At 35.1% G+C, this 16123-nt stretch carries 13 protein-coding genes; 11 read left to right on the top strand and 2 right to left on the bottom strand.

Annotated features, from left to right (window positions below):
• Positions 1–57 precede the first annotated feature (57 nt).
• Positions 58–909 (bottom strand): TPM domain-containing protein, encoded by an 852-nt coding sequence (locus ACFIME_RS05570; protein WP_375633781.1) that lies wholly within the window; start codon positions 907–909, stop codon positions 58–60.
• A complete protein-coding gene (locus ACFIME_RS05565; protein ID WP_375633780.1) occupies positions 909–1535 on the bottom strand; it encodes a LemA family protein in 627 nt (208 codons plus the stop codon). The genes ACFIME_RS05570 and ACFIME_RS05565 overlap by 1 nt, the downstream gene beginning before the upstream one ends.
• Before the next feature lie 417 nt (positions 1536–1952).
• Here ACFIME_RS05565 and ACFIME_RS05560 point away from each other — a divergent pair, with 417 nt between their 5' ends.
• From ACFIME_RS05560 to ACFIME_RS05510, 11 genes are all read left to right on the top strand, one after another.
• Positions 1953–2729, top strand: a complete 777-nt coding sequence (locus tag ACFIME_RS05560) for a class I SAM-dependent methyltransferase (RefSeq protein WP_375636973.1) — start codon at positions 1953–1955, stop codon at positions 2727–2729.
• A gap of 1316 nt (positions 2730–4045) precedes the next feature.
• A complete protein-coding gene (gene hutH, locus ACFIME_RS05555; RefSeq protein WP_375633778.1) occupies positions 4046–5584 on the top strand; it encodes a histidine ammonia-lyase in 1539 nt (512 codons plus the stop codon).
• Between the two features lie 399 nt (positions 5585–5983).
• Positions 5984–6343, top strand: a complete 360-nt coding sequence (locus ACFIME_RS05550; RefSeq protein ID WP_375662447.1) for a hypothetical protein — start codon at positions 5984–5986, stop codon at positions 6341–6343.
• Between the two features lie 450 nt (positions 6344–6793).
• A complete protein-coding gene (locus tag ACFIME_RS05545; RefSeq protein ID WP_375613124.1) occupies positions 6794–8176 on the top strand; it encodes an amino acid permease in 1383 nt (460 codons plus the stop codon).
• A 952-nt stretch (positions 8177–9128) separates the two neighbouring features.
• Positions 9129–9290 (top strand): hypothetical protein, encoded by a 162-nt coding sequence (locus ACFIME_RS05540; protein ID WP_375617748.1) that lies wholly within the window; start codon positions 9129–9131, stop codon positions 9288–9290.
• A 113-nt stretch (positions 9291–9403) separates the two neighbouring features.
• Positions 9404–9817, top strand: coding sequence for a hypothetical protein (locus ACFIME_RS05535; RefSeq protein WP_375662446.1), 414 nt, complete (start codon positions 9404–9406; stop codon positions 9815–9817).
• Between the two features lie 51 nt (positions 9818–9868).
• The gene (locus tag ACFIME_RS05530; RefSeq protein ID WP_375684626.1) at positions 9869–10573 is read left to right on the top strand and encodes a filamentous hemagglutinin; all 705 of its coding nucleotides are present in this window, start codon (positions 9869–9871) and stop codon (positions 10571–10573) included.
• Between the two features lie 19 nt (positions 10574–10592).
• Complete coding sequence (locus ACFIME_RS05525; RefSeq protein WP_375662444.1) at positions 10593–10991, top strand: hypothetical protein; 399 nt, start codon at positions 10593–10595, stop codon at positions 10989–10991.
• A 361-nt stretch (positions 10992–11352) separates the two neighbouring features.
• Complete coding sequence (locus ACFIME_RS05520; protein ID WP_375633850.1) at positions 11353–11754, top strand: hypothetical protein; 402 nt, start codon at positions 11353–11355, stop codon at positions 11752–11754.
• Between the two features lie 162 nt (positions 11755–11916).
• Positions 11917–12366: a hypothetical protein gene (locus ACFIME_RS05515; RefSeq protein WP_375662443.1), complete on the top strand. Its 450-nt coding sequence runs from the start codon at positions 11917–11919 to the stop codon at positions 12364–12366.
• 949 nt (positions 12367–13315) lie between these two features.
• Complete coding sequence (locus ACFIME_RS05510) at positions 13316–16069, top strand: autotransporter outer membrane beta-barrel domain-containing protein (protein WP_375684625.1); 2754 nt, start codon at positions 13316–13318, stop codon at positions 16067–16069.
• The last annotated feature ends 54 nt before the right edge of the window (positions 16070–16123 follow it).

Raw genomic sequence — 16123 nt, 5'->3', positions numbered from 1 at the left:
TACGTTCATAAATTTTATCTTAAGAAGATTTGCTACGCTTAAAAATCCACGTTCCTTTTACCATCTTCCTGTTGCACCACCACCACCTGATGATCCACCACCACCCCTAAATCCCCCTCCACCTCGAGGACCACCGAACCTTCCACCAGGATATCTGCCACCGGCACTTAAGTTAAGAAACCAAGGTGTGAAGATGATCCCCAGCCAGAGATACTTTTGTGGACCCACTTTTTTACCAAAAATCATTGCAAGAATGGGCAAACCAACGACTATAAAGAGAATGAGAAACATGATTGTATTTATAATTATTTCTTCTTTTTCAGCTTGTTTACGTTGTTCTTCAACGATTTTAGCTTTTTCTTTGATGCGAAAAGTAAAATCAGAATCACTTTCTGTAATAACTTTGATAATTGCATCAACTGCTTCAGCAATTCCTTTTTGATAATTTCCTTCACGAAAATTAGGAATCATGAAGCTATTAATAATGACAGAGGAAAGAGCATCTGTTAGCTCTCCTTCCAAACCATATCCTACTTCGATACGTGCTGTGCGTTCATTCGGTGCAATGACCAGTAATACACCATTATTGATCTTCTTTTGGCCTAATCCCCATGTACGAAAAAGAGAATTGCTGTATGTTTCTATATCATTGCCAGAAAGAGTAGGGAGTGTCACAAGAACAATTTGATCTCCCGTTTTCTCTTCGAGTGCTGCCAGTTTTTTTGTCAAGTCTTCCTTGGTTGCATTATCGAGCAAATGAGCCACATCATTAACATAACCTGTTAAATGAGGAAATTTTATTTGCGAACAAGCGATACTTCCCAATGCAGCAACTAAATACAGAGAGCAGATAAAAGCCCATAATTTTGGAAATACAATACGTTGCAAAGAGTATCGAAATGATTTCATTAATTAAAATTAACCTTTGGTGTTTGTTGGCTATCAGTATCGATGGTAAAAGTTGGCATAGGTTTAGCATCACGAAACCATAATTTTGCCCAAATCATCGTCGGCATTGTTTTGAGTGCAGTATTGTAGGCACGTACTGTTTCAATATAATCGCGGCGCGCAACGGAAATACGGTTTTCTGTTCCTTCTAATTGTGATTGAAGAGCAAGAAAGTTTTGGTTTGCTTTAAGATCCGGATAGTTTTCAACAACAGCCATAAGCCGCGAAAGTGCACTTGATAAATTTGCTTGATTTTTGAGATATTGCTGCATAACTTCTGGATTATTCAACATATCTGCATTAATGTTGACTTGCGTTGCTTTGGCGCGTGCTTCAATTACATTTGTGAAAACGCTTTGTTCATGAGCTGCGTAAGCTTTAACTGTTTCTACAAGATTGGGAATGAGATCTGTACGACGTTGATATTGATTGAGCACTTCACTCCATGCTGCATGTGCTTTTTCTTCATTTGTTGGTATCGTATTAAATCCGCACCCACTTAAAAATGGCACTAACCATGCCAAAAAAATCACGATTGGAAATTTTTTTAATATTTTAAACATTGAAGAAGTTTGTACATTTAACATAAAGATGTCTCCACAGATATTTTATGTATTATATAGGGTTTATTTTCTTGGTGGAAAGTATTTTGAACTTTATAAACAGGCGTATTTATCAATAAATTGATATCTCTATGCGTTTTAGGTACGCTTAAGTGACTTGTTGATATTAAAATAATAATAGTAATATAGATGTCATCTTATAAAAGATCAATAATATTTATATCAATTATTATTACAGAAAATTATATTATTTTCGTAGGAGTTTGGATTTCGCAACGTGCAGATAACAATTGGAAAAGAGAAAAATGTAAGTATCAATCTTATGGAAAGATAGAAGGTCAGGGCAGTTCTTATTTTCCTCCTTTAGAAGTTTTAATACATTGGATAAAAAAGGCTTTTTTATTATGTATGGTAGTAATTGAGAAGGAGGGTGAAAGTCCTATGATAGAAAGTGTTCAGCGGCAAAGTGAAAAGTTTGATGGATTGGCTAATGATTATGATCGTTATCGTCCTCGCTATCCCCTTACTTTATTTAAAACCATGCTTCATCCTTTTAAGAACAAAAAGCATTTGTCCATTGTGGATGTGGGTGCTGGGACAGGCATCGCATTAGAGGGAATTGTTAAATTTTTAGGAAATGAGCACCAATATCATGCTATCGATGTATCGGCAGATATGATTAAGCAGGGGCGAAAAAAATTTCCTACGGTGCAGTGGTATCAGGGCCGTGCCGAAGACCTATTGCCTCAAATTGGCGAGGTTGATCTTGTCATTGCAGCGCAAGCGTTTCAGTGGATGGATCGTTCTAAGTTGCTTTGTTCTGTTTCAGATCAACTTCGGGTCAATGGTGTCATGGCGGTTATTCAAAATAATCGCGATTTCCAGCATAGCGAATTTCTAGAGGCTTATGAGACATTGTTAGAGAAAATGAGTCCGAACTATTCTCGGTATTATCGTAATTTTGATTTTTTACAGGAAATGAGTGATGGCTTTGGGGTAGATCCAGAAAAGATTTTTTTTCATACGCACAATTGGACGATGATGATCCCATCTGAAGCTTTTATTGGAATGAGCCGCTCTTCAACGCAAGCGCAACGCGCTATTGCTTTCTATGGGGAAGAATATTTGCGGCAATTGGTCGCATTGATAAAGAAATATGAAGTGCAAGGCAATTTGGAGCTTTTGTATCGAAGTGAGCTCTATATGTATGCAGGATAATCCGATATCGATGATTGCTTTTGCTCTTTTAGCACATCAGAGTGGGCGGTATTCAGGAAATTAACGCATTATTAAGGCAGACTTTGAGGGGGAAAGTTTTTTCTTCAGCATTCACATTGACATCTTATTACCGCTGATTTTCATTATTCATTTAATATGAGAGAGTTTAAATAGAAAATTTATGCACTGCATTATAGCATCGAAGCGCTTTCTTTACTGCAGTTTAACAACAGATTATTTTATAAAATGGAAAGAGGTAGATTGAATAGAAATGTTTGATAATTCTTTGTTTTTATGATTGCTTTTTATTATTAAATGAGAGTGTTTTTAATAAATTTTGACAAAAATAACTGAAAAGGTACAAAAAATTATCATAATCAGAAATTTGTAGTAAAAAAGGTAATGGCTTGGAAGAACCTTTAAAAAACAACTCATTTTGAAATTATCTCTAAATTCAGATTGAATATAACAAAAAGTAAAATATAAATATGCTATATGAAGCATTTCTCTTTTTAGAAGATATAATATAAAAACAATATATTAATTAATTTTTTTTGATATAAGAAAACTTCTTTTATTTTCTATTTTAAATAACGGGTTAGTCCGAGTCTTATGTGGTTTTATTGAAGATGTGTTTTTCAAGGTTTAATCTGGCGCTTTAAATACAATTTTAGAAGTGGCAAATAAGCTCAATTTTTCTCTGTTGTGATGTGTTGAATAAGTTTTTTAATTTTCTATAGAGTTTAATTTTTGCAATCATGATAGATTGTGGCAGCTATCTATTTAAGGTTTTTATAAGTTTAGTAGGAATAGCTTGATGATAAATCCATTGAGTTCTCCATCTTTACGCTTCATAAAAGAATAAGCCTGCACCATCACACACTTTGTCATTTTCCAATGTTGCGACAGCCCTTGACATGGTTTATAAGAGGAGTTTTTAGTCCTTTTTTGTACAGTTTTATCCATACGACAATCTCGCTTATGACGTGCAAGCGAATGGTTTTGATTGATTCAACATACACAGATTTGGAATGAAAGAATCTTAAGATATTCCGCTCTCTCATTTAATATTAATAATGCTAGATCATGATTATAAATTAATGTGTTGTCTATTTTTGAAATCCATGACCTTGGTTGAGCTTGTCAATATTTCATTTTCATTTATCGTAAACTATTCTACTTTTGAATAATGACTCCACTGTAAGGAATGTCTTTAAGAAAGCATTCTCGTTTTAAAGAGTCGTTATAGTTTTTTTGTTTTATAGAAGGATCAATAATGCTAAACATTATACTTTGATAAAAAAAGAAAGTAAATTATGACTATTATACTGAAACCGAGCGAAGTGACGCTTAGTGAACTTGCAGCTATTTATTTTAATGGTGAAGTGAGTAAACTTCATAATGACACGCATTTAGCTATCAAGAAAGGGGCTCAGCGCATTGCTGAAATTGCTGCTGGAAGTGAGCCTGTGTACGGTATTAATACTGGTTTTGGGAAGTTGGCTTCCATTAAAATTGATGCGGACGATGTCGCTGTTTTACAGAGAAACCTTATTTTGTCCCATTGTTGTGGGGTAGGAGAGCCTTTAGCTGAAAATATTGTGCGTTTGATAATGAGCTTAAAGCTTATCTCTTTAGGAAGAGGGGCTTCAGGAGTTCGTCTAGAATTAGTAAATTTGCTGGAAAATATGCTTGCAAAGGGCGTCATTCCTGTCATCCCTGAAAAAGGGTCTGTAGGTGCTTCAGGTGATCTAGCTCCACTTGCTCACATGGCGGCTGTTATGATGGGAGAAGGGGAAGCATTTTTTCAAAATATTCGTATGAGTGGGGCGGTTGCATTAGAGAAAGCGGGATTGTCCCCTATTATTTTAGAGGCAAAGGAAGGTCTAGCTCTTATTAATGGGACTCAAACATCAACAGCCCTTGCACTTGCTGGTCTTTTTCGAGGTTATCGGGCATTGTGTGGTGGATTGTTGGCAGGGGCTTTGACGACAGATGCTATCATGGGATCAACGGCGCCATTTCATCCTGATATCCATATTTTACGAGGACATTATGGGCAGATTGCTGTATCGAAAACATTAGAAAAGCTTGTAGAGGATTCAGAAATTCGTGCAGCACATTTACGGGGGGATGAGCGTGTACAAGATCCTTATTGTATACGTTGCCAGCCACAGGTCATGGGGGCATGTTTTGATATTTTGCTGGCAGCAGCAAAAACACTGATTATTGAAGCAAATGCTGTTACAGATAATCCATTGATTTTAAGGAATGGTGAAGTTGTATCAGGTGGGAATTTTCATGCTGAACCTGTAGCGTTTGCTGCTGATCAGATTGCTCTTGCTTTATGTGAAATAGGATCTATTTCTCAACGGCGTATTGCTCTTATGGTTGATCCAGCAGTTTCTTATGGACTTCCAGCTTTTTTAGCACATAATGCGGGTCTTAATTCAGGTTTTATGATTGCTGAAGTAACAGCGGCAGCTTTAATGTCTGAAAATAAGCAAATGGCCCATCCTGCTTCCGTTGATTCAACCCCAACTTCTGCCAATCAAGAAGATCATGTTTCAATGGCTTGCCATGGAGCGCGTCGGTTATTGGTAATGAGCGAAAATCTTTTTACACTTATTGGCATTGAAACGCTTGTTGCAGCACAAGGAATTGAATATCGTGCACCTTTAAAAACAAGTACTTTTTTGCAATCTGTTATGGAATGTCTACGAAAAAATGTTGCTTCTCTTAAGGAAGATCGCTATCTGGCTCCAGATCTTCATCAAGCACATATACTTGTGCGTGAAGGGCACTTATTATCTGTTTTACCAGAAACAATTTTTCCTTCATTAAGTTTTCAATAGTATTTGTTTTAAGGTCAATGCTGAAGGGCGGATATTGAATTTTAAAACTTCCTCATATGAAAATATAGAGGAGCGATACTATATTTGAATTATTTAATAAATTATATATTTTTTACTGTATATATCTGATTTTTGTAGTTAACTAGATATTTTGTTATTTTATAGAAACTATAAACTTAAAGCACCTATATTTTCTGATTTATATCAGAAATTTTAATATAAGTTAAATAATATCCACGAATTATATATTATTGATATTATATTTCTATAAATATAAATTATAATATATGTATTGTATCGAGTAAAAATAAAAGTTTTATTTTATATTCTTCTTATTTGTTAATACTTTATGAATTTTATAGTTCATTTTTGATATTTATAATAAAAAAGGAGAAAGGAATGTTTAAAAGTGCTAAATTATGTGTTTCAATAACAGTTCTTTTTTTTTCTCAAATTCTTGAGATTCATGCAAATTTTAGGAGAGGTAGCTTTCCAGAGGAAGTTTTCATTATGATAGTGGCCCAAGAGAAAGAGCCTCTTATTTCAGCGAAAAACAAAGATTTTATTGCTATCTCAGGGCAAATTTCCAGAGGTAAGGAGAACGCTATCATCGGACCAACAATCAAAGATGCTCTTTTTACCGTATATTTTTTTTTCATTGGAAAGCTTGTCGTTAAGGCAGCTGGAGTCCTTAAAAGATGGGTTGTAGATAGATTTTCTCATGCTTTTGAAAACTTGCGAGATTCGTATTATCATTAATTGAGCTATTTAATTGGCGTAAAAAGTTTTTTTTTATAAGCTCAAAGAAAGTTGGCTTAAAGTAACAAAAAATTAATTGTATGCATAGTTAATGTGTTTGTTATGAATTTTTAGGCTTCTATTTCAGTACACTGAAATAGAAGCCTAAAAGTTTAGATTACATTAAGGTTAATTTTCTCTGTAAAAAACTAGAGAATACGAAATGAATTAAATGACAATTATGAAAAAATTCATTATCACTTTATTTGAATAAAATAATACGAAATTGCAGGCTATAAAAGCTGAATAATTCGCAATAAAAGTATTTTTTCATTGTTTAGAGCAAAGTGTTGGACTGGCTGGTCTTCGATGTTTTTTGAAATATATTTGTGAAAGAAACATAAGGCTTTATTTCTCATAGAGCTGTTATCGTGGTGTGGATTGTCAGCATTTCAAAAAGTAAGGAAAGAAATGGCAATAAATGAACTGAAAAGAGGGATGAGTAAGCGCCAAGTTATTTTTTTAGCTCTTGGTTCTGCTATTGGAACAGGTCTTTTTTATGGGTCTGCACAGGCAATTAAGCTTGCGGGTCCCAGTGTTTTGATTGCCTATTGTATTGCTGGTTTAGCTATTTTTATGGTTATGCGGGCTCTAGGAGAGATGATACTTCATAATCCATTGCCTGGTTCTTTTGCTCGTTATGCGGCAAATTACATATCACCATTAGCAGGTTTTTTAACGGGATGGACATATGTATTTGAGATGATTCTTGTTGGTTTGGCTGATATTACAGCTTTTGCGACTTATATGGGGTTTTGGTATCCTGATGTTGCTCCTTGGGTATGGGCACTGAGTATTACATTAATCATCACAGGTATTAATTTAGCTGCTGTAGAAGTCTATGGTGAACTAGAGTTTTGGCTATCTTCTATTAAAGTTATCGCTATCATTGCGATGATTATTTTAGGAATAGCAATTATTTTTTGGGGGTGGGGTGAAGGTGCAGATTTTTCTACCGTTACTGTTCATAATTTATGGAAAAATGGTGGACTTTTTCCCAATGGTTGGTTTGGTTTTTTAGCTTGCTTTAGTGTTGTTGTTTTTGCTTTTGGTGGCATAGAAATCATTGGCATGGCAGTCATGGAAGTTCAAAACCCTCATCAAACGATTTCAAAGGCAATTAATTCTACTCCAGTTCGTATTTTGCTTTTTTACGTCATGACGTTAGCTATTTTAATGTCTCTTTATCCTTGGAATGAGATTGGTCTCATGGATAGCCCTTTTGTATCCATTTTTGAAAATCTTGGGATTTCATATGCAGCAAATATTTTAAATATTGTTGTTGTTACAGCGGCTATTTCAGCAATGAATAGTGGAATGTATGGTGCTTGTCGTATGATCCATGGTTTATCGCAGGAAGGTTATGCTTTAAAAAAGTTTCAATATTTATCAAAAAACGGTATACCAGTTTTTGTTATTTTGATGATCTTTGGTATTTTTCTTCTTGGTGCTGTCCTTAATTATTTTTATCATGAAAAGCTTTTTTTTCTTATTGCTGCAATGGCAACATTTGCGACAGTTTTTGTTTGGATGATGATTCTACTTTCACAATTTTTTATGCGAATTAAGATGCCTAAAGAAGCTCAGAATGGTTTAAAATTTCCCATTCCATTTTGGCCAATAGGATCGATTTTTTCTATTTTATTTATGGTTTTTATTTTTATTCTCCTATGGTACTTTGATGAGACACGACCAGTTTTAATTATAGGTGTTATTTGGATTGCTTGGCTTGTTATTTGTTTCTATGCACTTAAACTTTATAATTTTAAGCAAAAGAAGCTGAATAAAATGTGAATAGAGAAAAAACTCAAAACAAATAGCTGATGTCATCAGGAGAACAGGTGTTTGATTGTTTTCTCTAAAGGTTAGAACAATCTAGATTGAAAAAATCTGCTCGTTATTATTTTGCTTTGGAAGTTTTTGTGAGCCATTGCTTACGGTAACGACAAAATCATATAAATATTAGGCGTTTTTTTGATGGTGAGCTGTGCCATCAATATAAGTCTTTCAGGTTAAAATGCCTAACAGTGCAAATAGATTTTACCAGATACATGATTATAGGCAGATATATTTTTCTAAACGTATTAATGAAGTTCTGTTTCACGAAAGAAGTTATTGTAAGAATTGTTTTTTAAGCTCTTTAAAAAATTGGTTGTTTAAATTTTGTTGTTTAGAAAATTACTATTGCTTTTAGAAGCGAAGATAAAGTTCTTTATGTATTTTTTCTCAAAGAGGATTGGCGTTGGTAGAAAATAGTGGATAACAAAGTTACATGAGGCATTGTATCATTGTTTTTACAAAAACTTTAATAAACAGCAGCAAGGTATTACAATAAAATCTCATAGAAGAGTAAATTAAAGAGAACAATGAACGTGTGACAGTTTTACGATTCTTATTGTTATTGTTCTCACAAGAGGAAGGATCAAACTTATTTTTTTAATATTGATACAAGAGTAATTTTTATTACAAGTGGAGGCGGACAAAATGCACTCCGCAACTGTATTTCGGTGCAAAATTATTCAATATTACCATAAAAGGCGCTCAAGAACACTACGACTAGCAAAAACAATCATCGGAAAATGGCTTTTTACACGAGAAATCTTCCAATAGCTCTGAAACACACACAACAACAATTCTCTCTATCCTTGAGGCAACAGGCAATGTTGATATGGATGTACAATGAGATGCTACGATTATTGCTTCTCATCTGATTTCCGGTCAAGATATCAATGTAATGGGAGAAAGTATGACGATTGTTGGCATGACAGACCATCATAGCAGCCATTCACAGACGCGTGAAACAGGTTTTGATGGGAATAGATTTGACTTTGTAAGCAGAATTATTAGCGGTAATGGCTATACCTACGAGACGATACCTGCTGGCAGTAACGTTTGGATAGAATGGTAGAGAGTGGCTACAAATCCCATAAATCCCCATACTTGCCTTGGAGATGCGAGCCAAGCATGTCGGTATGTTCATGGCTCATTCAATCGAGTACAAGTCCCTTTAAGGAGGAAAAAATGAAACAAAGCTTAAAATTATTGAGTATAATAGTTCTGTTAAGTATCGCTGGATGTCAGTTTAATAAAACTCCTGGAGGGTATTTGAGTGCTTGGGAAAAGCCAGGAGCAGATTTTACTGAAATAGGAAAAGCATTATTAGAATGTGGTATGCCAACTCCTTATGATGTCGATCCAGAAAACAGAAAGCAGAGCGTCAATGCAAAAGCAACAACTTATGCTTGCATGCTTCAATCAGGTTTCCGCTATAAAGATGAAGAGGTAGCAAGAGCGGGTGGGCCATGTTATACTTTTAGAGCCGAAAACTTGCCCATTTGTCGTCCGGGCGCTGTCATCCCGAGGCGCAGTGTCAAGAAGCGCTTAAACAGCCCTTTTTGTAAAAAGCATCCAGAACAATATGAATGCTATCCTTAAATCTTGCAGCTAGTGATAAGCAACAATCCGCTATCCTTGCCTTCGCTTGGAATGGCGGGATTGTTCCCTCTCTTTCATTATTTAACGTATGAAGAAAAGCAGCATTTGCAAGAAGGTTCTGATGGCAAGGTGCATGTATCCTTTAATGGCATCTTTACTCCACCAGAGGAAGCCGCTGTTTATACAGAGCAACATGCGAAGGATAAAAATAATCCGCTTTATTTTGTTGTGTTCCCAGAAGCTGATTCTGCTATCTCAGAACTTCTGGTCGCGGGTTATCAGAAGTTTATGGAAAATAACTTTTGGGGTTTGACCAATTCCACACAAGAAGCAAAAGATTTGGTGTATAGCCATGGTATTACAGGGTTGGAACTTTATGGACATAGCCGCGGTACCATAACATTGAGGAATATGCTGTATTATTTCAAACAAGAAGGTGTTCGCGGGATAGCCGACAACACGAATATCAATTTCTATGGACCAGCCTTTAATGTTTTAGTTGCATCCGGTCTGTTAGGTTATGTGAGTGATGGCAAACAAACCACTATTGGCTTTGATGGGAATAGATATGACTTTGTAAGCAGAATTATTGGCGGTAATGGCTATACCTACGAGACGATACCTGCTGGTAGTAACGTTTGGAAAGAATGGTGGAGAGTGATCATGAATCCCATAAGCTTCCATACTTGTCTTGGAGATGTGGGTTATAAATGCCAAAAGTTTTATGGCACATCTCATTTAGAACAAAAGCCTTGAATTAAATCATGGAGTAAAAATGAAACAAACTCTAAAATTATTAAGCGCGATAACTCTATTGAGTATAGCTGGGTGCCAGTTTAATAAAACTCCTCCAGGAGAGATAGCTACGTGGGAGAAACCTGGAGCAGATTTTACTGAGGTAGCAAAAGCATTATTAGAATGTGGTATGCCAACGCCTTATGATGTTGATCCAGAAAGCAGAAAGCTCAGCTACAATGCAATAGCAACCATAGAAGCTTGTATGCTCCAATCAGGTTTCCGTGATAAAGTGGGGGGGACTTGGTGCGAGAATCATAGAGCCGAAAACTTGCCCATTTGTCGTCCGGGTGCTGTCATCCCGAGGCACAGTGTCAAGAAGCGCGTGAACAGCCCTTTTTGTAAAAAATATAAAAATGCACCTGAATGCAAACCTTAAGTCTTGCTGTTTGTGACGATCACAATCCCTACCTTCATGTTTCTCATACCCGTACGCGGGGGGCTTAATTCAGCATGTCAATGCTATTTATTTATGGGGACCACAACTGTTGGCGCAATAATATAAAATATCTATTTTGGTTGTAATCAAAATATTGATAATAATTATAAGCATATCGTTGATAGATATATGATTTTAGTAATAATTTTACCGTATTTTTGATATAATAATTATGGCATAATCTTCGGAAAGATAAAATAATATAGGTTGATAATGTTCATCATTGTTTTGGAAATAAAAAACAGCATGTAAAATATTTATAGATTGTTTCGTAATATCAAAATTACTCAAGGATAGGAAAATGAAGCAGATTTTAAAATTATTAAGCGGGATAACCTTATTTGTTATGGCTGGATGCTACCCTGAGCAGCCTTCTCGAACAGCTGTAGATGCATGGGAAAAATCCGGTACTGATCAGCTTGAGATCAAAAAAGCTCTGTTAGAATGTGGAATACAGCATCTTGATGGTCGTCTTGATACAGAAACAAGTACGGATGAGAAATTCAATGCTGAGGAGTCTGTGAATGCATGTATGATCCAAGCAGGTTTCCAAGATAAATTGGGAAGAATGAAGTGGTGTGAGAAATATAAAAATCTTCCAATTTGTCAGCCTGATGCAGTTATTCCTCAGCGAAGTGTAGAGAGGCGTTTGAATAGTCCTCATTGTCAAGAGCATAAAGAACAACCTGAATGTCAACCTTAAGTATTGAGGCTGCTGTAATCAAAAATCCTTACATTCTTGTTTTTCCATGGGGGGGTGGGATTGTTTCTTCAATATCTATATGCTAACAAAAGTCATCTTGCGTGTGAGTAAATATTAGAAGACTTATCAGTCTTTCTATCGTAAATATTGACGGAGGGGGAAATGAAAAAAACATTGAAATTATTGAGTGCTATAATTTTATTAAGCTCTGCTGGGTGTATTAGCAAACCTCCCCCATCGACGTTAGAATTATGGGAAAAGTCTGGTGTCAGTAAGTCTATGGTCCAACAAGCACTGTCAAAATGTGGTTGGAAACCAATCTACGCTTCTTCTAAAAATATGGATTCGCGTGCAAGTGATTTTGCAGCAGTTTATGAGTGCATGACTAAAGCAGGTTATCGGTACAAATTACAAGATTCAAAGGGAATCTATTTTTCATCAACGCCGCGAAGTGATTCATTTTTAGTCAATTTAATGGTAGCAGGGTATCAGCAGGTTATGGACAATGATACTTTTGGTGTAACCAATTCGACAAAACAAGAGCGAGATTTGATGTTACGTTTTGAAAATGATAAAAAGCGCCAGAAAATAAAAAAAGCTTTGCACAAGTGATCATCAACAGTAGAACGTTGATTTTTAAAGCAATAATTAAATAAAAATATTAAACGGGAGAAGAGAGAAATATAGCTCTTTTGTCTCCAATGTAGTTATATTCATCAGCTACGAGATTGGCAATAGTGTTGTGGTCAGATGATGCTAGCGGAGGATAGTGGGTTGTTGTTTAGAGAAATTTATTCAATATAAAGAATGGCAAATAATAGCTTTGCTAAAATATCTGCTTTAACGATAATAAACAGATAGCTTTCATAGAGCTAATTTTGATGAAATTTTATTTTGGTGTTTTTTAAGTTCAGAATGGTGAGTGTTTTACTGTATTTTAGATTTTATCAAAAGATCTAAAATATTACATTTATTAATTCAAATCATTGATGATAGGGTATTAGGAGAAGTTTTTTATTTATTCAAATTTCTTTGTTAGATATTTAACATTTTTAATATAGAAATTGTGTACATTAGCTTATACATTAGTGTGCAATTTCTTGTTTTTTTGTTGTGGTCGAAGAGATGATGCGGTTATAGATTTCGTATATTGTATCTTTTTGTGCTGTGTTTTATTAAAACGTTTTAATCGTTTAATCTTAAAAGTTATTCTCATGTTGTTGTATTTTTATTTTTTTGTGGTGAGATAAATTGAATATTATATCTCTTCAAAATTCGCATTTTTTCACGTTTTTTTAAGATTGGTTTTTGGGCCTTTTGTAATTACAGTTTTCAGCGGTTTTTGAGATGCCTTCTTTAAAGGGATTTTCATCCTAAATGGTATTTTTAAACTTTTTGTTCTTTCTTTACATAAAACACAAAACATATTATTGAATGCTATGATTTTATCATAAAAAAATAAAATAATTTTGTTTGTTTTGTTCTTATTGTGTTTAATTTGTGGTTTATTTTTTTTCCAGCATTTTTTGTTTTTGTTGAAAAAAGAAAGTTTTGAGAAACAATGATAGTCAAGGTATCTAACAATCACTTGTATTCGTGCTTTTTTACAGCAGCTATTTTTTCTTTTTTGTTAAATATAAATATTGAGGCACATTCTCATTCATATACATCACTGTCATGTGATGAAAACAAATTACCTTACGGATGCAGTGATGGTTCAAAGCATACAATTAGTGATAAAGTATATAAATTCACGGCGCCTGTTAAAGAAAAGAATGGGGAGGGTCGTTCTCTCATGTTACCTGCTGCTATAGTAGTGCAGGAGCCAAATACAGTTATTCAGGCAACGCGTGTAGAGGTTGAAGCTACTGCGGGTATAGAAGATATTTATGGTGTTTTTGTATCACGAGGGGGAAAAATTGTTTTGAGCGATTCAGCTTTTAAAAATGTATCAATAGGTCTTAAAGCTGACAGTGGAATGATTGAGGTTAATCGTGGAACAATTGAGGCTTCTCAGATTGCTGCTTATGCAGAGAAGCGAGGAGCATCTGTTACGTTAACGAATACAAAAATTAAAGTGGAAGGTTTGGGTATCGGTCAAGAGAGTGCTCTTTTCGTTAGTGCTGATGCGGATATTCAGATGAAAAGTGGATTTATTGATGTGAATGATGCTGCTGCGCTTTATGTGGGGAGAGGGGGGAGTGCGACTTTAGATGGTGTTACCATTGCTTCAAAATATCAAAAAACAGAAGACAAAGAAAATACAAGTGAAAAAAGTACACATACAGTTTTCAATGTAAAACATCAGGGTTCTGTTTATGTAAAAAATACGAATATTATTTCTACGGATGTTCATGTTTTAACAGTTGGACAAGATTCTAACACGCCATCCAATAACGGCAGGGAAGGAAATATTTTAATTTCGCGGGTTAATATTGAAGATTCAACAATTAAAGCAATAGGTAACAAACATGGTATGTATTTTGAGAGGGATGGGGAAAATGATGCGTATGAACAGGGGCTTATCTTTTTGAAAAGGACGATTTTTGAGGTTCCAGATGGGACAGCTGTTCATAGTAATAACAGTCGTAGTTATATTGGAGTAACAGAAGGTACAAAAATTTTTGGTGACTTATTATTAACAGTTGAAAAGGGGGGGAGTGTAGCGATTTTGGCTAATTCTTCTTCATTGATAGGAGGGACTCGTGTTGCCGATGATTCTATTGCTGAGCTTTATTTAACAGGGGGATCAAAATGGTTTTTGACAAAAAGAAGAGAGATCGATTTGCAAGTTGCAAACCGTACAAGTTCGTCTATTTCATTTGTGAAAGTTTCTGATAGTTTTATTGCTTTTGAGACTCCAATGTTTCAGGAGTATCAGACACTTCATATTGGGAAGGGAGAAAAAGAAGTTTATAGTGCGCAAGATAGGGCAGATATTTATCTCAATACGCATCTCAGTAGTGATGGTTTGCTCGATAATACAAAAACTGATCGGCTTTTAATACATGGTGATGTTTCTGGAAAAACAACAGTTTATGTGCAATTTGTTGCAGGAAATCAGGGTGAGATAGCAACCGGTGAAAATGCTCATAGTATTTCACTTATTCAGGTTTCTGGAAAAGCGGCAGAGGATTCTTTTCAGTTAAATCGTGCTTATATCGCATTAGAGGGTTTGCCTTACCAATATTATCTTCATGCTTATGGTCCAGCTTCTGCTCTTGGAAATGCACAAACTTCTCAAAGATTGGTTGAAGGAGATGGAGATTTTTGGGATTTTCGCCTTGAAAGTAAATATATTCAGCCTGCTTTAGAGGTGTCTGCTATTCCCCCTTCCGAGTTAAAGGTCAGAGAGGTTGTTCCACAAGTTCCAACTTATCTTTTGTTACCAAATGCTTTATTTCATGTTGGTCTCATGGATATTAGTCATCAACAAAAGCAGTTGCAAGTTAGGCGGTCTATTCCTCGTAAATTATTAAAAGTTGAAGGGAACTTTGCTTTATCTGTCCACGATTATGGTGGGAGTTATCGTTATGTCTCAGATCTTTCTACACTTAAATATGGGTACGATGGTCATGTTGATTATAACGCTATAAAAACAGATATTTTGCTCAAAACAATAGAGAGCGCATATAGTACGACATCTTTTGGGATTATGGGAACCTATGGAAAGCTTTCTTTACAACCTCATAACGTGGAACAAAGTCAAAAGAGTACATTTAATAAATGGTCATTTACGGCATACGGTAGTGTGGAACACAAAACTGGTTTTTATATAGATAGTCTTTTATCTTATGGTTTGTTTAAAGGGGATGTGCGTAGCCATGTTTGGGGTAAGACGGCGACATTAAAAGCAAATCCTTTGAACGTTTCGTTTTCTGCTGGTAAAACGTTTATGACAGGATATAAAGATCTTATTTTTGATCCGCAACTTCAGCTTATTTATCAACATCTTCAATTTGATAAGTTTCGTGATATTGATGGATTTGATGTTGATATGAAAAAAATGAGTCAATGGTTTGTGCGTGTTGGTGGGCGTTTAAGTAAAACATTTACAGCCTCTGATAAGGATCTTATCACTTCTTTTTATGGCAATATTCATCTTGCTCATTGTTTTGGTAAAGAACAATTTGTTCATTTTAAAGATGTTTTTCAGTTGAGTGCTTTCGGTTCTTCCTTAGAAACAGGTTTGGGTATCAATTCCCAGTTTTCTTCTAAAGTTACACTTTACAGTGATCTTAGCTATCAGCATAGGTTAACCAAGGCTGGTTTTTCTGGAGTTCATTTTTCTGGTGGTTTGCGCTATCATTTTTAATAAATCTTTTAAAAAAATAATAAATGTGATTTTCAAAGTCTTGTTCTACTATCG

It is taken from the genome of Bartonella sp. AP1QHHD (assembly GCF_042196265.1).
Lineage (GTDB): Bacteria > Pseudomonadota > Alphaproteobacteria > Rhizobiales > Rhizobiaceae > Bartonella.
The sequence above is the reverse complement of the archived record's forward strand: the minus strand, read 5'-3'. Positions and strand labels throughout refer to the sequence as shown.